Source organism: Spiroplasma endosymbiont of Dactylopius coccus, assembly GCF_977110965.1.
In genome coordinates this window covers 339,081-358,047 of sequence record NZ_OZ373019.1, presented here as the reverse complement: position 1 = coordinate 358,047, position 18,967 = coordinate 339,081, and the positions used below count along the sequence as shown (strand labels likewise).

Genomic DNA, 18,967 nt, shown 5'->3' with positions numbered 1-18,967 from the left:
TTAGGAAATCATGTTTCATATTCACCAATTTCTAAGAACCTGTTTGGAATCTTTTAAACATAATTAAACTAAAAAAGGGAATAATTATTTCTAACCTGACAGTTAATTAACATTTTATTTTCTTTGTCATTTTTTTGTTAAAAAGATTTTATCATTTGACAACTTATCGATTAAAAATTTATTTTTCAACTATAAAATAACATTTATGATATTAATTTAATCAAAAATAAGTTAAAAAAGATCCTAAACAGGTTCTTACATTGGATACATTTCATTTTGATAAATCTTTATTAAATGCTAAAGTATTGGCAAATGTACCAACCATATCTTCTACACTAGATACATTTCAAGTTGATAAATCTTGATTAAATAAAAAACAACCAGTAAACATACCGCTCATACTTCTTAGAACCTGTTTGGAATCTTTTAAACATAATTAAACTAAAAAAGGGAATAATTATTTCTAACCTGACAGTTAATTAACATTTTATTTTCTTTGTCATTTTTTTGTTAAAAAGATTTTATCATTTGACAACTTATCGATTAAAAATTTATTTTTCAACTATAAAATAACATTTATGATATTAATTTAATCAAAAATAAGTTAAAAAAGATCCTAAACAGGTTCTAATAATATGCCACCTTTATTTTTTTCATCTTTATATGTTTCTCTAATTTTAGTTTTCAAATCTAAATTAACATTAATCATTACGAATCCAAGCCTTATCACCTATAGTGATAAAAGGCTTATATACTTACTAACTAATACTACTACTATACGTAAGGCTTATGCTACTGTAAGTAGCAAAGCCTTGGAGGGTAGGGGTTCTAGGGGAAGGGAACCAAAAAATATCAAGTTGTAAAAGAGCATGACAAAAATTACTATTAGTTATATCTGCACTATAGCCTTTAATAATTTTTATTTAGTTATGTAATAATTAATTACTTTAATAAAGTACAGATTTATCAAAATAATTAATTATAATTGTTCAACAATTAAAAATGAGAGTTTTATCTCTCATTTAATTTCTTATTAAACCGTATCCAAGTTTGCAATGCGCCCAAATATTGTGAAAATAGTTATTTATTTTATTTTAAATAATAAAAAATGTGTTTTGCTAAACACATCATTAATTTATTTTTCTTCTTCTTTAATGAAACATTTTTTACATAAAGATTTTCCTTCTTTTGTATCAAGAATGTCAAAAGGTTCAAACATCATTCCGCAATCAAAACATTTTAGAGTTTTTGTTAAAGATTCATCATCAGTTTTTTTGTTTTTTTTATTGAATCATTTCATTATATCCTTCCTTTCTAAATATATTAAATAAGTGTGTTAATGACACACTTATTTAATATATTTATTTAGCACAATCTTTACACAAACATTTACCATCTGCTGCTTTAGTACATTCAGATGAATTTTTCATTTTCCCACAACCATCACATTTTTTTTGATCTTTTGCTTCTCCAGTTTTATCCCTTTTTTTAAATGGTCACATATATATAACTTCCTTTCCTCATATCATAATTACTCTACTCAATTATAACAAATTTTATTATTTTCTATGGTATTAACTATTTTTAAAACTTTTTTGTTAAATTTTGATTAATTATTTTTTTCTATTTTAAGAATATTATTTTTGATTTCTTCAATTTCTTCAATATCAGTTATTCTATTAAATAAGTGAAAAAGCATATAGTTTAATTCTTTTGGTTTATGAAAGTGTTTTTTAAAAAATATTATTGTTTCATCAATAGTTGCCATTAGCGTTACTGCTTGTTTGGTGTTAATGCTATTATTTTGTAATGGTATACGAACAAGTGTTGGCAATTGACTAACAAACATGTAGTCTTCTAAAGATTTTTCTTTTTGTGTATAATAGAAAATTTGAAAAGCACTAATTTTAGCAGCAATTGTTTTAATAGCATTTTTTACTGCTGTAACTTGTGAATTAAGCATATTTTTGATTAATAAGGTAATGAATGGTAATTGTTCCAATTGGTAAAATAATTGATAAAATTAAGTCTAAGTTAACATTAAAATTTTGAGCAAATATTGATTTTAATAAAGTATAACCATTTTGAAATAAAATAACAGATAAAAATAAAGCAAAGTTTGGTGTTTTTCATCATTTATGCATAATTAATATTTCTGTTTTAATTTTTAAAATATATCAAAAGAAATAAGAAGTTAATACCAAGATAGTACCATAAATTAATACAATGATAGTTGTTAGAAAATTGAAAAAACTAAAAACAATAGCTAAATTAACTGTAAAACCTAGATACATTTTAATATCATAAATTGGATAATCATTAGCAAATTGAGTTGTTAAACCATATTTTCTTTGAAATGCTCGACGACGATAAAGTTTAATAATGATAATAATATAAAAAAGTAAAGCGATTAAAATTGTAATAAAGATATATGAATAAGCAGTATTAATGCTATTTAAACGTTGTGTTCATGCGCTTCCTCAGTCACTTATTGGTGAATCATCATGTTTAGTAAAAATAAATGACATTAATGAAAAATCAATTAATGGATAATAAATATCCATTAATTTTTTATAGAAAGAAATTTTGTCACTTTCTTGTTTTGCATTAGCAATTTGTTCTAGTAGTTCTTTAACATTATTTTCTTTATCAATTCTTGTTCTTTCATTTAAAAATAAGACTAATGCAGTAATTAGTAATGTAATAAATATTATTCAAAAAAATAATAAAACAAAATATTGCCCTCCCAAAAAATTATGCGGTCGTAATTTTTTAAATTGAATTTTTTGTCCTTCCAAAATTTATTCCCCCCAAAAAAAATATTTTTTAAAATCGCTTACTTAAATTATAGCACTAATTAAAAATTCACTTATTAATTGGTAAAATTTACTAATTGTTAGATTAAATTTAAAATTAAGTATCGTTTTTCTTTTATTATTTGTTTTTATAATTTTTTATGTTAAGATTTGTTTATTATTAAAATGTATAAAATTGGTTTTTTAAAACCTAGAACGCGGAAGTTTTATATATGGATATTCAACAAGATTTTTATGTTAAAAAAATTTTTTATGCTTGTTATGTTAAAAATGTTGTTTTACCTATTTCTTTTTTAAGTAATGTTGGAAATAAAAAAGGTAAATGTTATGTTGGAAATAAACAAAAATTGAGAAATAATACTTCTCGTACTAAAACTAATTTAATTCAAAAAGCATTACATAATTTTTATAATAGTAAAATGTTAAGTTTTGTTACTTTGACTTATAAAAATAATATGCAAGATATTAAAAAAGCAAAAAAAGATATTGGTTTATTTTTTATTAAATTAAAAAAGTGATGAAATGACCCTAAACGTTTTCAAAATTTAGGAGAATTAAAGTATTTTTATGTTTATGAATATCAATCTCGTGGTGCTATTCATTTTCATGTAATTTTTAATAGAAAGATATATAAAAGTATGTTAGTAGAATGATGAAATCATGGTTTTAATGATTTAAAAGTAGTTAAAAAAGGTACGAATGAATTTGTTATTAAATATTTAGGAAAATATGTTACAAAAGCCATGGATGATGTTAAATCTATAAATCAGACAGATGTAGGCGTAAAGGCTTATGCTTTTAGTCGTAATTGTAAAAATCCTATTATAGTTCGTGGAATTAAAAAAATGACAATCCAAGATATAATTAAAGCAAGTTTTAATGCAACAAATGTATTTTATTTTAAAACTCAAAGAGATAGTAATGGTGATACTGTGATGATTGGTGCTATTATTGAAAGTACTGTTGTAAATGATTATTTTAAAGAATATGAAGATTACGAAAAATATGTATATTTAAGTGCTTTATCGTATAAACATTATTTATGGACTAGTGAAATAGGTTATTTAATTCAAAGAGATAGAGATGTTTTGACTTGGGTTTATAAAGTTTTTGGTAGTAAAGTTGAAGAAATAAATTTTAAGAAAAAAGTTTTACATTAGTTTAATTTTTAGTATTTTTTTATTTTTTTAAATTATAATAAAATATAAAAGGAGAAAAAAATGGATACTAAAACAATAATTGAAATTTGTACTAGTATTATTAGTACTATGTCTGTTATTATAACTTTAGGTATTACTATATATATTCAATTTGAGAATAGAAAAAGAACAATTAAAACAGAATTATATAAAGAATTAGAAAAGATTTGAAATAAATATCATTTTTTTTCTTATGAAGAGAAAAATTTACTTAGAGATTATAAAAATGAATAATAGGTAGTAAACAACTTTCAGTAAAAGAAATGTCAAAAGAATTTATAACACATTTTAATTCGTATTTGTGAGAAGTAAATATTTTATTATCTATTTTTAATTTCGAAAATAAATATGAATGTTCTCAATGTAGAAGTATTATTGATACAAAAAAATGAGATGAATTTACTAATTCATTATATAATAGGAAAAAAATAATTGATTGAAGTGTAATTTTTAAATTCTTTTTAGTAACTGAAAAAAACAAGTTAAAAATTATGATTGCTATTTGTCCGAATTGTTTAAAAAATGATTTAAAATAATAAATTTAAAAATTTTAAGTTTTATCATAAAAAATTAAATTATTAAATAATATACTTGTATATATATATATATATATATATAATGGTTAATGAACATTAGTGATTATTCGCGTTCTTACTAATGTTCATTTTTTATTTTTAGTTGAAATTTTATATTTTTATGATATATTATTAGTAAGTATAGGTTTACCCTACTATGCTTGACTTATTAAATTAAATTTTAATGAACGCGAAAGGTTAAGTATTTTTTTATGTTTAAAGTACAGTTAGTTAATATTGAAAAAGGGCGTATTATTCCCGATAAAAATAATAAAGGTCAAACATTGAAGTTTGATGTTTTGAAGTTTGTAGAAATAAATAAACAAACAAGTGTGCCAACTGGTCAAACACGTGATAAATGATATAATCCAGAATTTGCTAGTGATTTTAATAATTGTTTATCTACTGTTGATTTAAAAGTTGGTAATTTTTATTCACTTGAACTTGATTTAAGCGGTAATATTAAAAAACTTTCTAATTGAAAATAGTTATTTATTAAAAGGGTAATTTTAAATAATTATTTATGTTAGGAGTTAATTAAATTATGGCTAAAAGTAATAATTGTTCATGTCGACAACCATTTCATTTAGCAAGGTATATGTGTAAACTTTGTGACCAAGTTATTTGTCCTAAAAGAGTTTTACAAAATTTATATACTGGAAAATATTATTGTCCAAATTGTATATTAGATATTGCTTTAAATAAGGCAATGAGACAACAAGAAAGTAAGTTAAAATGAGACATAAATGTAGTGATTGAACTTATGAACGAGTATATGGTTGTGAAATGTGTTACAGAGTTGCTAATGAAATGGAACGAATAAGAAAACAAAATAAAAAAAATCAAGGTGGTAAATAAAAATGCAAGATTTAGAAAAACGTATTGAAGAATTAGAAATTATTGTTAATGATTTAGTTAAATTTCAAACTTTACTTTTACATTCTTTTAATTATCTTGGTAAAGATGAACAGAAATTTAAAACTAATATTAAACGTTTGAAGTAGTATTAACAAAATTAAATAAGGGGCTTATATATGGATTATATATTTTTCATTAAGCCCCAATGGATTAGATTATAATTCATAAATAAGCTCCTTATTAAATAAGTAAGGAGCTTTATTTATGGAAAAAAGGAAACAGTTTAAATATGACTATATGTTAATTGATAAAGCGTTTAGAGATGCTAAGGAAGATAAGCATTTGTAAGAACCTGTTTGGAATCTTTTAAACATAATTAAACTAAAAAAGGGAATAATTATTTCTAACCTGACAGTTAATTAACATTTTATTTTCTTTGTCATTTTTTTGTTAAAAAGATTTTATCATTTGACAACTTATCAATTAAAAATTTATTTTTCAACTATAAAATAACATTTATGATATTAATTTAATCAAAAATAAGTTAAAAAAGATTCCAAACAGGTTCTTATGCTTATACACTAGGTGGTGTTTAAAGTGAAAATATATATGTGATGAATTTTAAAATTTATAGCATTAACTGGATGTATTACATTTAGTATATTTTTAGGATTAGTTCCTAGCATTATACTTTTAGGGATTGTTGCAATTAAACCATTATCTATTTTAATCAGTATTGTTATAGGTTATGTTGGTATTCCATGAAATAATATTAAAAATAAAATAACAAATTGGGTTTTTAAAAGAAAAGAAAATAAATTGATTAAGAAAAATGATTTAAAAGTAGAAAGAAAAAGATATGAAAAACAAAAATTAGAAAGAAAATTTGAAAATTTAAACAATCAAATAAAAGAATTAAAACAAACATTAGAATTTCAAAATAAATTATTAGAAATTAATAATGAAATGCCAAAAATTAGCGAACAAAATAAAATGATAAAAACATTTATTTTATAAGGAGTGAATTAATTTATGAAAAAAGATAAATGAAAAAATATGCCAAGACAAAAGTTGCATAAGAAAAAGGCAAAAAGAAATTTTGAACAGAGATTAAGTGAAAATATGAATTTTAATAAGTTGTTAGGAGTTGATAAATAATGGATTTTAAGGAGATTATAAAATATGCTTTATATATTGGTGGGTTTTGTTTAATTCTTTGGTTTTGTAGAAATTGAATACTACGTGAGGGTATAGAAAAATATAAACATAGAAAACATATAAAGGAGAATGATAGTGAGCCTGATTGTATTTTTTGTCGTAAAGATTTTGAAAAGAAGAAACGTAAATTAGAAATGGAAAAACAACAAAAAGAATTAGAGAAAGGGGGTGATTAATATGCCTGCTGGATTATCAGCATTATTAAATATGATTGGTGGTGTTGGCCAACAATTATTAAATGCTTTTACTTATATTTTTGGTTGAGTATTTACTACTGGCGATGGTGGAACACTTACAAATTGACCAGTGTTAATTTCAATTGTATTTATGGTATTAGTGTTTATCAAACAATTTGTGGGACATATTATTCATGGAACACATTAGTAATTAGAAAGGAAGTAAGCAAATAGTAAAGTTATTTTTTAGTTTAGTTTTTGTTTTACCTTTATTGGGTAGACTTTTACCAGTTGTTAATACTTTGGTACAAACTATTTATATGCAGTATTTAAGTTCTTTCGCTGGATTACATACTGTGACACTTTTTATTAAGTCGTTTTTTTATGATAGTTTATACACTTTACCTTTGCCTATTCTTGCTTTAATAAATGTTAGTTTTGTATTTTATTTAATTTTAGGATTATTTAGATTTACAAGACATTAGAATGTGAAATTATGTTTATACCTTTTATTACAACTGTTATGCAATTATTTGCTTCAATTTTTATGAAGTTTTTTAGTTTTCCACTTGGTGATTTAGGTTTTAATTTGGGTACGTTGATGATATTTTTGATTTTGCTTAGATTTGCATTTAGGGTTATTTTACCTGAATTAATGTTACCAACATTAGCATTAGGACGTAATGTTAAAACCATTGGTCGTTTTGCTAGTAATGTAAATAATGTTGTTGGTACAAGTATTGCCAAACATCATTTAAGAACCTGTTTAGGATCTTTTTTAACTTATTTTTGATTAAATTAATATCATAAATGTTATTTTATAGTTGAAAAATAAATTTTTAATCGATAAGTTGTCAAATGATAAAATCTTTTTAACAAAAAAATGACAAAGAAAATAAAATGTTAATTAACTGTCAGGTTAGAAATAATTATTCCCTTTTTTAGTTTAATTATGTTTAAAAGATTCCAAACAGGTTCTAAGAAAATTGGAACAAAAAGAAGTTAAAGAAAGAATGGAACGACGTGCTAATTATGTAAGGCTTAAATATGGTGAATAGTTATGTCTAATTTTGTTTTGAGTATATTGCATTTTATTTTTATATTTTCTAGTAATGATATTGGTATATTTTTAAATCAACCAAACATTACTAATGAAGTTTATATTTTGTTTAATTTGACTTTTTGATTGGTATTAGGTGTATTTTTTAATTTTATTTATCGTGCTATTAAATTTGTTTTTAGGTCATTGTTTGGGTAGGTGTTAAGTATGAGTGTTTTAGAAATTTACAATAAAATACATCAATGTATAGTTGATTATTGAACTATGTTTATAGGTAATCCAGTTGATTATTTTACTACTATTTTATGAAATTTAGTGGTTTATGGAACTCAATTTTTTATTGGATTTGTTTTGTTTTATGGTTCATGGTGAATTTTAAAATGTTTATTTGGTAAATAATTATGTGATTTAAGTTTGCTAAATTATTTTTTGTTGTAAATACTTCTGTTCAAGTACCCACTAGTTTAATTGTTTCAAATGACCCTAATGTTGTTAATTATGATATTACAAAAGATATGGTTAAGTATGTTAAATATAATAATTTTGATGATTGAGCAACAATTCCATGAAATTCTGCTTATTTTGACATTGACCAACCGGATTTAAAATTAGTAAGTGGTGAAATTATAGGTGGTGTAGAGAATGATTTGGATGTTGAATATCGAAGTGATGTTGTAGGTGTTAAAAAGACAACACTTAATACTGGAACTGGTGTTTATTCTTTTAAGAGATATCAGTTAGATGACATTTCTCGTATTATGTTTAATCATAATTTTATTCAATATGGCAAAAAAAATCAAATTCTTATTTATAATGTAAATCGTTGAGCTAAACCTTTGAGTTTACGTTTTGAATTAAATTTTGAAATTGATAAACCTTTAAGTTTTTATATTCAAGGTTTTATGTTTTATTTTAGTTATGAGGGTTTTTCTACATTTACTGGTGATTTTTCTTTTAGTTTTTTAGATTATGTTGGTGATACTAAATATGTTTTTAAAGGTGCAATTGATAATACTACTTTTAGTCAAGATTTATATAATTTTATATCTATGCCGGTGCGTGTTCCAAATTTAAGACATTTAACTGTATTTTTTGATATTCACGGAACTACAGATTTAACTATTTCACCAGATGTTTTATTTGGTCAAGTTAATATTTTTTCAAGTGAGAAAGTAACACCAGTTCCACCAAATAGTGCTTTTAATCCTGAGTATGAACGAGTTAGTTGATATGATGTTTTGGTCAATTGCGTAATGCTTTTAGATGAGTACTTTATGGTGTTGTTGGTAAAGTTTTACCCGTTGAACCATTAAGACAGTTTCTTTTTACAACAGATAGTTTATTACGGCATATTTTTTCAGATACTATTAGTACTGCTTTAAATGTTGATATTGTTAGTGCAATTGAAAATATTATACCTTTGTGATTATTTGTTAGAGCAATTAGTTTAATTATAGGTTAGGAGTTGAAATAATGCCTTGATATGGTTATGTGTTATTAGTTATAGGTTTGATTATAATTATTTATCCAATTTGTATAACTATTCGTAATGTTAAAATTTTAAAACGAGTTGGTAGTTATATTATTTCAGCACCACCACGTACTGGTAAATCTGCCCTTGCTTGTTGTTTAGCACAAACTCATAAGAAACGAGTAGTTAGAGTCCTTTCCCTATTAAGTTAAAGACTGGTTATTCTTATTTGGTTAATTATAACGATGTTTTTACTTTTAATCAGTTAGCAAGTAATTATGCTTTTGAGGAACAAGATTTAATAATTTTAGATGAATTAGCATTAAAAATAAATTCTAATGATTTAGGAGTACAGTTTAAAAATCAACAAGAAAGTTTAGGACAATTTTGTAAATTAATAGGTCATATGTTTAATGGTACAATGTATTTGATTGAACAACACCCTAATAGAATACCAGTACAAGCAAGAGAAAAAGTGGAATATGTTGTTCAAGTTAAAAAAATGCGTATTTTATTATTTTTTGTTGTATTTAATATTAATTTATATACTAATATTGATGATTATAATAAAGTAGTATTTTCACGACGTAAAACAAAGAAAATGTTTAAAAAAGGTATAATGCCTCCAAGTTATAGTGGTGAAGCAATGACTATGATTTTATTTTTTCCTAGACATTGATTAAAAAGGTATAATTCTAGGGCTTTACATTATGTGCATGAACTTAAAAGTGAATTATCACCTAAAAAATACCTTAAAGAAGCAAGTAGTATTGATATGACTTATAATGACATTAAATCTGCTGGTTTAGATAAATTAGATAATATTTTAAAGAAAAAGGGAGATAAAAATTAAAAAAATGACCGGAACCAACAAAGAACCTTTTGTTGGGTTGGCCGCGGGGTTTAGCCCCGCTGGGGTGAGTTGCGAAGCAACGAGGGGCAAAGCCCCTACTGTTAAGTATTGTTTTTGTTTTATTGTTTGTTTTTATAATTTTTTATGTTAAGATTTGTTTGTTATTAAAATGTATAAAATTGGTTTTTAAAACCTAGAACTCGGAATTTTTATATATGGATATTCAACAAGATTTTTATGTTAAAAAGATTTTTTATGCTTGTTATGTTAAAAATGTAGTTTTACCTATTTCTTTTTTGAATAATATTGGAAATAAGAAAGGTAAATGTTATGTTGGTAATAAGCAAAAATTAAGAAATAATACTGTTCGTACTAAAACTAATTTAATTCAAAAAGCATTACATAATTTTTATAATAGTAATATGTTAAGTTTTGTTACTTTAACTTATGCTGAAAATATGCAAGATGTTAAACAAGCAAAAAAAGATATTCGTTTATTTTTTCTTAAATTAAAGAAATGATGAAATGACCCTAAACGTTCTAAATATTTAGGTGAATTGAAACATTTTTATGTTTATGAATATCAAGACCGTGGTGCGGTTCATTTTCATATAATTTTTAATAGAAAGATACCTTATAATATGATACGTGATTGATGACCACATGCTGGAAATGCTAAGGGTATTGATTTGAGAGTTGTTCGTAAAGGTACAAATGAGTTTGTTATTAAATATTTAGGTAAATATGTTACAAAATCACTAGATGATGCTAAATCTTTAAATCAAGAAGATGTTGGTATAAAAGCATATGCTTTTAGTCGTAATTGTAAAAATCCTATTATAGTTCGTGGTATTAAGAGATTGACAATTGGAGATATAATTAAAGCAAGTTTTAATGCAACGAATGTATTTTATTTTAAAACTCAAAAAGATAGTAATGGTGATACTGTTATGATTGGTGGTATTATTGAAAGTACTGTTGTAAATGATTATTTTAAAGAGTATGAAGATTACGAACGATATGTATATTTAAGTGCTTTATCGCATAAGCATTATTTACGGACTAGTGAAATAGGTTATTTAATTCAAAGAGATAAAGATGTTTTAACTTGGGTAGATAAAGTTTTTGGTAATAAAGTTGAAAAAATAGATTTTAAGAAAAAAGTTTTACATTAGAAAAAAACTAATTTTTTCTATAATTTTACTTGTATATATATAATGGTTAATGAACATTAGTAATTATTCGAGTTCTTACTAGTGTTCATTTTTTATTTTTTGTTGAAATTTTATATTTTTATGATATATTATTAATAAGTATAGGTTTACCCTACTATGCTTAACTTATTAAATTAATTTTTAATGAACTCGAAAGGTTAATTTTTTTTATGTTTAAAGTACAGTTAGTTAATATTGAAAAAGGGCGTATTATTCCCGATAAAAATAATAAAGGTCAAACATTGAAGTTTGATGTTTTGAAGTTTGTAGAAATAAATAAACAAACAAGCGTGCCAACTGGTCAAACACGTGATAAATGATATAATCCGGAATTTGCTAGTGATTTTAATAATTGTTTATCTGCTGTTGATTTAAAAGTTGGTAATTTTTATTCACTTGAACTTGATTTAAGCGGTAATATTAAAAAACTTTTTAATTGAAAATAGTTATTTATTAAAAGGGTAATTTTAAATAATTATTAATATGTTAGGAGTTAATTTTAAATTATGGCTAAAAATAATAATTGTTCATCTGAACAAGCATTTCATTTAGCGATTTATATGTGTAAACTTTGTGACCAAGTTATTTGTCCTAAAAGAGTTTTGCAAAATTTATATACTAGAAAATATTATTGTCCAAATTGTATATTAGATATTGTTTTAAATAAATCAATGAGACAACAAGAAAGTAAGTTAAATTATGAGACATAAGTGTAGTGATTGAACTTATGAACGAGTATATGGTTGTGAAATGTGTTACAGAGTTGCTAATGAAATGGAACGAATAAGAAAACAAAATAAAAAAAATCAAGGTGGTAAATAAAAATGCAAGATTTAGAAAAACGTATTGAAGAATTAGAAATTATTGTTAATGATTTAGTTAAATTTCAAACTTTACTTTTACATTCTTTTAATTATCTTAGTAAAGATGAAGAGAAATTTAAAAATAATATTAAACGTTTAAAATAGTATTAAAAAAAACTAAATAGGGAGCATATATATACTTTTTTGTGTACTTTGCTCCCATGTTATACAAATTAGTATAAATATGCTCCTTATTAGTATATAAAGTAAGGAGTTTTATTTATGGAAAAAAGGAAACAGTTTAAATATGACTATATGTTAATTGATAAAGCGTTTAGAGATGCTAGGGAAGATAAGCATTTGCAAGAGATTTTAAAAAGATTAAGTGAAAAATAGAGGAGACAGTAAACATGCCTAATGAGTTAGAACAAACTAGTAATTATACTTTAACTAAAATTTTAAGAACTGGATTAAGTCCATTAAGTGCTATGGTAGGAGTTAGTGCTTATTATGGTCAATATTTAAAAGACCCAATTTTAGGTTCTATTAATTCTTTGTTATTTAGTAAGAAGTTGGCAATTGATATATGAAATATTAATCAAAGACCAACTACTAAAAATAAAGTTATTAATAGTTATAAAAAGATATTTTTAGGATTAGGAACAATTGGTTTAGTTAAAATTATGCTAAGTTTGTTAATTATGTAGATAAGTCAGTTTTTTTATTAAGAGATGAACCATGTTTTTGACCACCTTGTCCTACACCACCACCAATTCCTACCCCAATACCAACACCTAGTCCAATAGTTAATAAACCTTTTGTAGACTGAGATACTTATATATCTTTAAATAGTTTTGGTATAGCAAATGTTATTAGTGGTTTAACTGAATTAATACCTAATAGATTTGAAATTATACGTAAAATAGCGAATACGGGTACTGGTGGTTGTTTGATTAGTAGTGGTGTTGCTATGGGTATTAATAATAATTTTAATAATTATTTTGCTATTCCTACGATTATTGCCGGTGCAAGTGAGATTATAAATACTTTATTGTTACCGTTAAGAAATACACATAATAATACAGAATTACAAGAAGTATTTACTGATGAAAGAGCAAGATTAATTAATGCTAGTGTTAATGATTATCAAAGTACAAATGACAGTATGGTTGATGTTAATTTAAATTATGATAGTATGTCGGAGATTAATTTAGATAGAGCAAGTTTAAATTGGGATTATTCTTATGCTTATACGTTAGGTGGTGTTTAAAATGGTTAAATGAATAGTTGTGATAATTGCTGTGTTAGGTACTTTTTGATTTTTTAAAGATTCTATTAAAAAGTTAGTTTGAAAATTTAAACATAAAAAACATGAAGTAATTGAACCCGATTGTTGATATTGTAAAGAACAAAAACGTAAAGAAAGAGCAAGAAAAGAATTAGAGGAGGGAGGTGATTAGTATGCCAAAAGGACTTAGTGCTTTAATTGATATGATTGGAGGTATTGGCCAAAAATTATTAGAATCTTTTAGTTATGTATTTAATTGAGTATTTGCTGGTGATTCTATAATGACAAATTGACCGGTTTTAATTCCAATATTTATGATGGTATTAGTGTTTATTAAAGAATTTATTGGACATATTATTAGGGGGTTCAGATAGAAAAAAAAGAAACTTATTTTTAGGAGGTAATGGTTATGATTAAATTATTTTTTGCAATAATTTTTGTTTTTCCTTTATTAGGTAAACTTTTACCTTCTTTAAATAATATTGTGCAAAATATTTTGCAAAGTTATATTACTGATTTTTCTGGTTTACATAATTTGTCTTTGGTTATTAAAAGTTTCATTTTTGGTGATAGTTCACAACAAATAGTTTCAATGCCAGCACCATTGTTAGCAATTATTTTAGTACTTTTTACTTTTTCATTAATTTTAAAATTATTAAAAATAATATAGGAGTAGTTTATTATGGGTGTTGCTTTTATTTCAAAAGTTTTAGAATTATTTGGAGAAATTTTTATGAAATTTTGAAATTTGCCAATGGCAGATTTAGGTTTTAATTTAGGTACTTTTGTTGTTTTTATTCTTTTAATAAAGTTTTCTATGTCAGTTTGGAATGGCAACACTTTTTAGGACTATTTTTTGGTAGACACTTGTTCTTGATATTTGATAGGAGTTAAGTAGTTTAAAGTGCTGTGGATTCTTATGTTGTTGTATCAATTGATATAATCAAATAATTCTAATTTTAATTGGATTAATGATGTAAAATTTTTATCATTAATAAATTCTGTTTTGAAAGTTTTAAAAGTTGCTTCAGCAACAGCATTATCATAAGGACAACCTTTTTTGCTTAAAGATCGAGTAATATTGAATGCTAATAAAAGATTATTAATAATTTTATTGTTAAATTCATTACCTCGATCACTATGAAATATTTGGATATCTTTTAAACAGCGATTTGATTGCATAAATGCTTGATATACTAGTAATGCATCTTTTTTAACTCCAACACTATGTCCAATAATTTCGCGGTTAAATAGGTCTATTAATAGGCAAATATAGTTTCATTTACCATTAACTTGAACGTAAGTTAAATCACTAACAATAACTTCATTTTTAACCCTATTATTAAAGTTTCTATTAACAAGATTGGTTATTTGACTATTATTGACTTTATTATGATGATTTTTGAATGATAATTTAGTGTATTTTGATATTAAATTATGCTTATTCATAATTTCTTTAATTTTTCTGCGTGATAAATAAATTTCTTGGTTTTCTAAAATTTTTTTTAATCTTCTAGTACCATAAACTTCTTTATTTTCTTTAAAAGCACTAATAACAGATTCATCATACATATTATTTTTGATTTTATTTTCTTTTTTCTTTAAGTTAAAATAATATGTTGATTTAGATATTTTCAAAAAACGACACATTGTGCGAATTTTATATTTAACTTTATTTTTAGCAATAATTTCTACTTTCTGCCTATTATTAGTGCTGCTTGCTTTAAAATATCATTTTCCATTCTTAATTGTTTTAATTCTTTTCTTAATTTAATTAATTCATTTTCTTCAACAGAACGATTATCTTTAGTTTTAAAACTACCTGAATTAGTAAATTGCTTAATTCAATTATAAGTAGCTGCTCTTGTAACATTGTACTCTTTAGCAAGACAAGACACTGACTTACCGCTTTGATATAAAGCTACTATTTGTTTTTTAAATTCATCTGAATATGAGTTAATATTGGCCATAATTATACTTCCTTTCTTTTCACTAATTTGTTCACTTGTCTACGTAATTAGTGTCCAATAAAGTGTAACCCATCCACTTTTTTTTAAAAAGAATTTATTAATAGTCTAAAATTTGAAGAGGAAAATTATTCATTATTGCATATAGCAGTATTAAATGATTGACAAAAATTAGTAACTTATTTAGTAACAAAATGATCAGTTGATATTGATTATAAAGATAGTTCGGGGAATTCAGCATGAAATCATGCTTGTATGTTACTAAAAAAAGAAAATGCTTTAGCAATTAAATCAAAAGTTCAAATAAATGAAGAAGATAGAATATTTTTAGAAAAAAATATTGATTTATTATCAAGAAAAAAATCTTGTTTTATTAAACCTTTAAATAAAAAAGATAAAAATGCTAATAAAAATAGATTTAACATTATAAATTATTATTATGATGTTGATGAAGTTGCTATTGATGCTTTTGATTATTTTAAAAATAATATAAATTTAATTGAAGATGATAATACTTTTTTAACAATTAATAATAAAAAAACTTTACAAATATAAAGGTAATTTTCATTTAATTATACAGATTAAATTTATACAATTAATTAAGTAAACACTCAAATCATAATAAAATAATAATTAATGTAATATAACAAAAATTATATATAATAGATATAGTAAAAAAAGATTTAAAGATTGAGGAGAAAAATATGAATATTATAAAATCGGTATTAAGATTAATGTCGGCAGTTGCTTTAACTACAGTTAGCACAAGCTCAGTTATTGCATGTGATAATCAAGATTTCGAAGGAAATTTATTAAATGCAAAAGTTTCACAAGGTTTAAAATTGACTAATGCTACTGGCGAAGGATTATTAATGCCTACTATTAATATTGATGAAAATGATAAATCACAAGTAACCTGAAAAATCAATACAACTAATATTAAGGTAATAAATTTGGTTAAAAATGATAAAAAAGCTAAAGATGAAGAAAGTTTTCAATTTTTAAAAAATGCCTTAAATATTAAAATTGATAGTGGCACAAAATTAGAAGATGCTATTTTTAATGAAACAGAATTAAATGGTGTAACTACTATTATTTCAAATATTAATGTTGAATTAAATCCAGTAACAGACAAAAATGATTTTTACATTGTAAAAGGTTCATATAATATAATATTTACAAATGGTGTTACAAAAACTGATAAATATAAAGTAGTTATAAAAACAAGTCCAAATGGAGTAGTTGGTCATGATATTTTTCCAATTAAAAAAACAGATTTTAATAGTAATTTTCAAAGTGAATTTAAAGTAGGTCAATCAGTAAGTAAATTTCAAATTAAGAGTGATTTGACTTCAATGTTAGATAATTCTAAAGATAATGTTAAAACAATCTTTGGAATCCAAAAATTATTAAATAAAGGACCACTAAAATTATTAGTAACAAAAAATGATAAAACAACAGGTAATTTTATGGCCAATGATAAAATTACAGTTAGATTTAAAATCGGTGAAGTTATGATTCTTGTAGGAGAAGAATTAATAGTTAACCCTTAATAATAACATCATATTCAATGCTAATTATGTTTAATAAAATATATCAAAAAAATAAAAAATAGTTTTAAAAACTATTTTTTATTTAATATAACAGGAATAATTAAAGGGTTTCTTCTTTTCTTTTTAAATATATAAGGTGCTAATGTTGATTTGATAGCATTTTTTATTGTAGCAAAAGTAGGTCTTTCACTTTTTAATACTTCATTAATAGCTTTTGTTAGTAATAATATTGCTTCAGATACTAAAGGTGCTGCATCACGAACATAGAAAGAACCGCGAGAAATAAACGTTGGTGGTGCTAATAATTTATTATTTTGTGAATCAATAGAAACAACAATTGCAATTAAACCATCTTTAGAAAGAATTTGTCTATCACGGATTACTGCAGCAGTTGTTACTCCAGACATATCTTTACCACCATCAACATAAATAGGATCAGCAGCAATGCGTTTATCGCTTAAAGAACATTTACCATTATCCATAATAATTGGATCACCGTTAGCACAAATAAATATATTTTCTTCAGGGATTCCAATTGATACAGCTGTTTCTTTATGAACTTTTAACATTCGATAATCACCATGCATTGGCATAAAGTATGATGGTTTAATTAAATTTAACATTAATTTTTGTTCTTCTTGTGAAGCATGACCAGAAGTATGCAATCAATTTAATGGTGAATTTTCTTCAACAATCGCACTAAGTCGTGTTAGTTTATTAACTACTCTTTCAACGTCAGCACGGTTACCGGGAATTGCTGATGAAGAGAATATTACTGTATCACCGGGTATAATTTTTATTTGACGATGTTCGCGATTAGCAATTCTTGATAATGCTGCCATTGGTTCACCTTGGGAACCCGTACAAATAATAACAATTTGATTATTATCATATTTTTTAGCTTCTTCTGCTTTAATAAATGAACTATCACGAACTTTTAAATGTCCCATTTGACGAATAACATTAACTATTCTTTCTAAACTTCTTCCAACAACAATAACTTTTCTATTATGTTTTGTTGCAACTTCAATAATTTGTTGTAAACGGTGTACATTAGAAGCAAAAGTAGAAATTAAAATTCTGCCCTTTGCTTTAGCAAATATTTCACTAATTCTTTTAACAACAAGCATTTCTGTCATTGTATAACCGGGTACTTCAGCATTCGTTGAATCTGCTAAAAATAATGTTACTCCTTTTTGACCCATTTGTGCCATTTTATCAATATCTGCTTTATGACCTAAAGGTGTTCAATCGAATTTATAATCACCTGTTGTTACAACAGTTCCATTTGAATTTTCTACACAAATTCCATATGCATCAGGAATTGAATGATTAACAGCAAAAAAACTAATAATAAATCTGTTAGTTTTAATTTTACTATTACCATCAACAATATTTATTTTTATTTTTGATTTTATTCCTTTGTCCTTAATTTTATGACGAATTAAAGCTGCTGCTAAGTTAGGAGCATAAATAGCTGGAATATCACTAATTTCTTTTAATAAGTATGGTATACCACCAATATGATCTTCATGACCATGAGTAATAAATATTCCTTTAATTTTATGTTTATTTTCTTTTAGGTAACTATAATCAGGAATTACTGCTTCAATTCCTGGCATAGAAGCATCAGGAAATTTTACTCCAGCATCAATAATAATAATTTCATTATCTTGTTCAATTACATAAGTATTTTTTCCAACTTCTTCTAGCCCACCAAGTGCAAAGATTTTCGTGACGAACTTTTTAACTGGCATAGTATTTTTTGTGGGTGTATCACTCATATTTTTTCTCCTTCATTCATTTTAAATTATAAGGAAATAACATAAAACATAACATAAAAAAATGTAATGAATTTAATCATGTTTTTACTTATTACTTATTTGGTATATTATATTTAACTATAATAAAACAAT

At 24.1% G+C, this 18,967-nt stretch carries 36 protein-coding genes; 29 read left to right on the top strand and 7 right to left on the bottom strand.

Annotation, left to right across the window (positions count from 1 at the left end):
- Positions 1-211 precede the first annotated feature (211 nt).
- The 5 genes from ACXUB0_RS02345 to ACXUB0_RS02325 form a co-directional block, all read right to left on the bottom strand.
- Positions 212-400 (bottom strand): BspA family leucine-rich repeat surface protein, encoded by a 189-nt coding sequence (locus ACXUB0_RS02345; RefSeq protein WP_458257644.1) that lies wholly within the window; start codon positions 398-400, stop codon positions 212-214.
- A 735-nt stretch (positions 401-1,135) separates the two neighbouring features.
- Positions 1,136-1,300: a hypothetical protein gene (locus tag ACXUB0_RS02340; protein WP_458257643.1), complete on the bottom strand. Its 165-nt coding sequence runs from the start codon at positions 1,298-1,300 to the stop codon at positions 1,136-1,138.
- Positions 1,301-1,361: 61 nt separating this feature from the next.
- Positions 1,362-1,502: a hypothetical protein gene (locus tag ACXUB0_RS02335; RefSeq protein WP_252319951.1), complete on the bottom strand. Its 141-nt coding sequence runs from the start codon at positions 1,500-1,502 to the stop codon at positions 1,362-1,364.
- 107 nt (positions 1,503-1,609) lie between these two features.
- Entirely contained in the window at positions 1,610-1,963 is a 354-nt protein-coding gene (locus ACXUB0_RS02330; RefSeq protein ID WP_458257642.1) for a hypothetical protein, read from the bottom strand.
- Positions 1,956-2,798 carry a hypothetical protein gene (locus ACXUB0_RS02325; RefSeq protein WP_458257641.1) on the bottom strand — a complete coding sequence of 281 codons (843 nt, stop codon included), beginning with the start codon at positions 2,796-2,798 and terminating at the stop codon, positions 1,956-1,958. Before ACXUB0_RS02325 ends, ACXUB0_RS02330 begins: the two co-directional genes overlap by 8 nt.
- Positions 2,799-3,028: 230 nt before the next feature.
- On the opposite strand from ACXUB0_RS02325, the gene ACXUB0_RS02320 reads away from it, so the two are divergent.
- The 27 genes from ACXUB0_RS02320 (at position 3,029) to ACXUB0_RS02190 (ending at position 14,378) form a co-directional block, all read left to right on the top strand.
- Positions 3,029-3,976, top strand: a complete 948-nt coding sequence (locus ACXUB0_RS02320) for a rolling circle replication-associated protein (RefSeq protein ID WP_458257640.1) — start codon at positions 3,029-3,031, stop codon at positions 3,974-3,976.
- A 60-nt stretch (positions 3,977-4,036) separates the two neighbouring features.
- Positions 4,037-4,249 carry a hypothetical protein gene (locus tag ACXUB0_RS02315; RefSeq protein WP_458257639.1) on the top strand — a complete coding sequence of 71 codons (213 nt, stop codon included), beginning with the start codon at positions 4,037-4,039 and terminating at the stop codon, positions 4,247-4,249.
- 553 nt (positions 4,250-4,802) lie between these two features.
- A complete protein-coding gene (locus tag ACXUB0_RS02310; RefSeq protein WP_281748222.1) occupies positions 4,803-5,078 on the top strand; it encodes a hypothetical protein in 276 nt (91 codons plus the stop codon).
- Positions 5,079-5,325: 247 nt separating this feature from the next.
- Positions 5,326-5,448, top strand: coding sequence for a hypothetical protein (locus tag ACXUB0_RS02305; RefSeq protein WP_458257573.1), 123 nt, complete (start codon positions 5,326-5,328; stop codon positions 5,446-5,448).
- A gap of 2 nt (positions 5,449-5,450) precedes the next feature.
- Positions 5,451-5,594 (top strand): hypothetical protein, encoded by a 144-nt coding sequence (locus ACXUB0_RS02300; RefSeq protein ID WP_458257638.1) that lies wholly within the window; start codon positions 5,451-5,453, stop codon positions 5,592-5,594.
- Between the two features lie 451 nt (positions 5,595-6,045).
- Positions 6,046-6,465, top strand: a complete 420-nt coding sequence (locus ACXUB0_RS02295) for a hypothetical protein (protein WP_458257637.1) — start codon at positions 6,046-6,048, stop codon at positions 6,463-6,465.
- A 15-nt stretch (positions 6,466-6,480) separates the two neighbouring features.
- Positions 6,481-6,606, top strand: a complete 126-nt coding sequence (locus ACXUB0_RS02290; protein WP_458257636.1) for a hypothetical protein — start codon at positions 6,481-6,483, stop codon at positions 6,604-6,606.
- A complete protein-coding gene (locus tag ACXUB0_RS02285; protein WP_458257635.1) occupies positions 6,606-6,842 on the top strand; it encodes a hypothetical protein in 237 nt (78 codons plus the stop codon). The genes ACXUB0_RS02290 and ACXUB0_RS02285 overlap by 1 nt, the downstream gene beginning before the upstream one ends.
- Position 6,843: 1 nt before the next feature.
- A complete protein-coding gene (locus ACXUB0_RS02280; protein ID WP_174480363.1) occupies positions 6,844-7,050 on the top strand; it encodes a hypothetical protein in 207 nt (68 codons plus the stop codon).
- 112 nt (positions 7,051-7,162) lie between these two features.
- Positions 7,163-7,327 (top strand): hypothetical protein, encoded by a 165-nt coding sequence (locus ACXUB0_RS02275; protein ID WP_342274152.1) that lies wholly within the window; start codon positions 7,163-7,165, stop codon positions 7,325-7,327.
- 11 nt (positions 7,328-7,338) lie between these two features.
- Positions 7,339-7,644, top strand: coding sequence for a hypothetical protein (locus ACXUB0_RS02270; RefSeq protein WP_458257634.1), 306 nt, complete (start codon positions 7,339-7,341; stop codon positions 7,642-7,644).
- Between the two features lie 465 nt (positions 7,645-8,109).
- On the top strand, positions 8,110-8,301 hold the full coding sequence (locus ACXUB0_RS02265; protein ID WP_458257431.1) for a hypothetical protein: 192 nt from the start codon (positions 8,110-8,112) through the stop codon (positions 8,299-8,301).
- A 2-nt stretch (positions 8,302-8,303) separates the two neighbouring features.
- A complete protein-coding gene (locus tag ACXUB0_RS02260) occupies positions 8,304-9,215 on the top strand; it encodes a hypothetical protein (RefSeq protein WP_458257633.1) in 912 nt (303 codons plus the stop codon).
- Complete coding sequence (locus ACXUB0_RS02255; RefSeq protein WP_458257632.1) at positions 9,149-9,364, top strand: hypothetical protein; 216 nt, start codon at positions 9,149-9,151, stop codon at positions 9,362-9,364. Before ACXUB0_RS02260 ends, ACXUB0_RS02255 begins: the two co-directional genes overlap by 67 nt.
- 11 nt (positions 9,365-9,375) lie before the next feature.
- A complete protein-coding gene (locus ACXUB0_RS02250) occupies positions 9,376-9,585 on the top strand; it encodes a hypothetical protein (protein WP_458257631.1) in 210 nt (69 codons plus the stop codon).
- Between the two features lie 17 nt (positions 9,586-9,602).
- The gene (locus ACXUB0_RS02245; RefSeq protein WP_458257630.1) at positions 9,603-10,226 is read left to right on the top strand and encodes a hypothetical protein; all 624 of its coding nucleotides are present in this window, start codon (positions 9,603-9,605) and stop codon (positions 10,224-10,226) included.
- 215 nt (positions 10,227-10,441) lie between these two features.
- Positions 10,442-11,401: a rolling circle replication-associated protein gene (locus tag ACXUB0_RS02240; RefSeq protein WP_458257629.1), complete on the top strand. Its 960-nt coding sequence runs from the start codon at positions 10,442-10,444 to the stop codon at positions 11,399-11,401.
- Positions 11,402-11,610: 209 nt separating this feature from the next.
- Complete coding sequence (locus tag ACXUB0_RS02235) at positions 11,611-11,886, top strand: hypothetical protein (protein ID WP_458257628.1); 276 nt, start codon at positions 11,611-11,613, stop codon at positions 11,884-11,886.
- 60 nt (positions 11,887-11,946) lie between these two features.
- The gene (locus tag ACXUB0_RS02230) at positions 11,947-12,150 is read left to right on the top strand and encodes a hypothetical protein (RefSeq protein ID WP_458257627.1); all 204 of its coding nucleotides are present in this window, start codon (positions 11,947-11,949) and stop codon (positions 12,148-12,150) included.
- Positions 12,140-12,262 carry a hypothetical protein gene (locus ACXUB0_RS02225; protein WP_458257573.1) on the top strand — a complete coding sequence of 41 codons (123 nt, stop codon included), beginning with the start codon at positions 12,140-12,142 and terminating at the stop codon, positions 12,260-12,262. Before ACXUB0_RS02230 ends, ACXUB0_RS02225 begins: the two co-directional genes overlap by 11 nt.
- 2 nt (positions 12,263-12,264) lie before the next feature.
- Positions 12,265-12,408: a hypothetical protein gene (locus ACXUB0_RS02220; RefSeq protein WP_458257574.1), complete on the top strand. Its 144-nt coding sequence runs from the start codon at positions 12,265-12,267 to the stop codon at positions 12,406-12,408.
- A gap of 245 nt (positions 12,409-12,653) precedes the next feature.
- A complete protein-coding gene (locus ACXUB0_RS02215) occupies positions 12,654-12,950 on the top strand; it encodes a hypothetical protein (protein WP_458257626.1) in 297 nt (98 codons plus the stop codon).
- Positions 12,951-13,192: 242 nt separating this feature from the next.
- Positions 13,193-13,513, top strand: a complete 321-nt coding sequence (locus ACXUB0_RS02210; protein ID WP_458257625.1) for a hypothetical protein — start codon at positions 13,193-13,195, stop codon at positions 13,511-13,513.
- A 1-nt stretch (position 13,514) separates the two neighbouring features.
- Positions 13,515-13,703, top strand: a complete 189-nt coding sequence (locus tag ACXUB0_RS02205; protein WP_458257624.1) for a hypothetical protein — start codon at positions 13,515-13,517, stop codon at positions 13,701-13,703.
- Position 13,704: 1 nt separating this feature from the next.
- On the top strand, positions 13,705-13,905 hold the full coding sequence (locus tag ACXUB0_RS02200) for a hypothetical protein (protein ID WP_458257623.1): 201 nt from the start codon (positions 13,705-13,707) through the stop codon (positions 13,903-13,905).
- A 35-nt stretch (positions 13,906-13,940) separates the two neighbouring features.
- Positions 13,941-14,201 carry a hypothetical protein gene (locus ACXUB0_RS02195; RefSeq protein WP_338956747.1) on the top strand — a complete coding sequence of 87 codons (261 nt, stop codon included), beginning with the start codon at positions 13,941-13,943 and terminating at the stop codon, positions 14,199-14,201.
- Positions 14,202-14,213: 12 nt separating this feature from the next.
- Complete coding sequence (locus tag ACXUB0_RS02190; protein ID WP_458257622.1) at positions 14,214-14,378, top strand: hypothetical protein; 165 nt, start codon at positions 14,214-14,216, stop codon at positions 14,376-14,378.
- Positions 14,379-14,380: 2 nt separating this feature from the next.
- Here the strand turns inward: ACXUB0_RS02190 and ACXUB0_RS02185 are convergent.
- Positions 14,381-15,501, bottom strand: a protein-coding gene (locus ACXUB0_RS02185; protein WP_458257621.1) for an IS3 family transposase whose coding sequence is annotated in 2 segments (ribosomal slippage) — positions 14,381-15,258 and positions 15,258-15,501 — 1,122 coding nt in all. Because the reading frame shifts where the segments join, the coding sequence is not laid out codon by codon here.
- Between the two features lie 135 nt (positions 15,502-15,636).
- On the opposite strand from ACXUB0_RS02185, the gene ACXUB0_RS02180 reads away from it, so the two are divergent.
- Together ACXUB0_RS02180 and ACXUB0_RS02175 are read left to right on the top strand one after the other, a co-directional pair.
- Complete coding sequence (locus tag ACXUB0_RS02180; protein WP_458257620.1) at positions 15,637-16,053, top strand: hypothetical protein; 417 nt, start codon at positions 15,637-15,639, stop codon at positions 16,051-16,053.
- 149 nt (positions 16,054-16,202) lie between these two features.
- Positions 16,203-17,051 (top strand): hypothetical protein, encoded by an 849-nt coding sequence (locus tag ACXUB0_RS02175; RefSeq protein WP_458257619.1) that lies wholly within the window; start codon positions 16,203-16,205, stop codon positions 17,049-17,051.
- Positions 17,052-17,122: 71 nt separating this feature from the next.
- Here ACXUB0_RS02175 and ACXUB0_RS02170 read toward each other — a convergent pair whose 3' ends face one another.
- Positions 17,123-18,835, bottom strand: a complete 1,713-nt coding sequence (locus ACXUB0_RS02170; RefSeq protein ID WP_458257618.1) for a ribonuclease J — start codon at positions 18,833-18,835, stop codon at positions 17,123-17,125.
- Positions 18,836-18,967 lie beyond the last annotated feature (132 nt).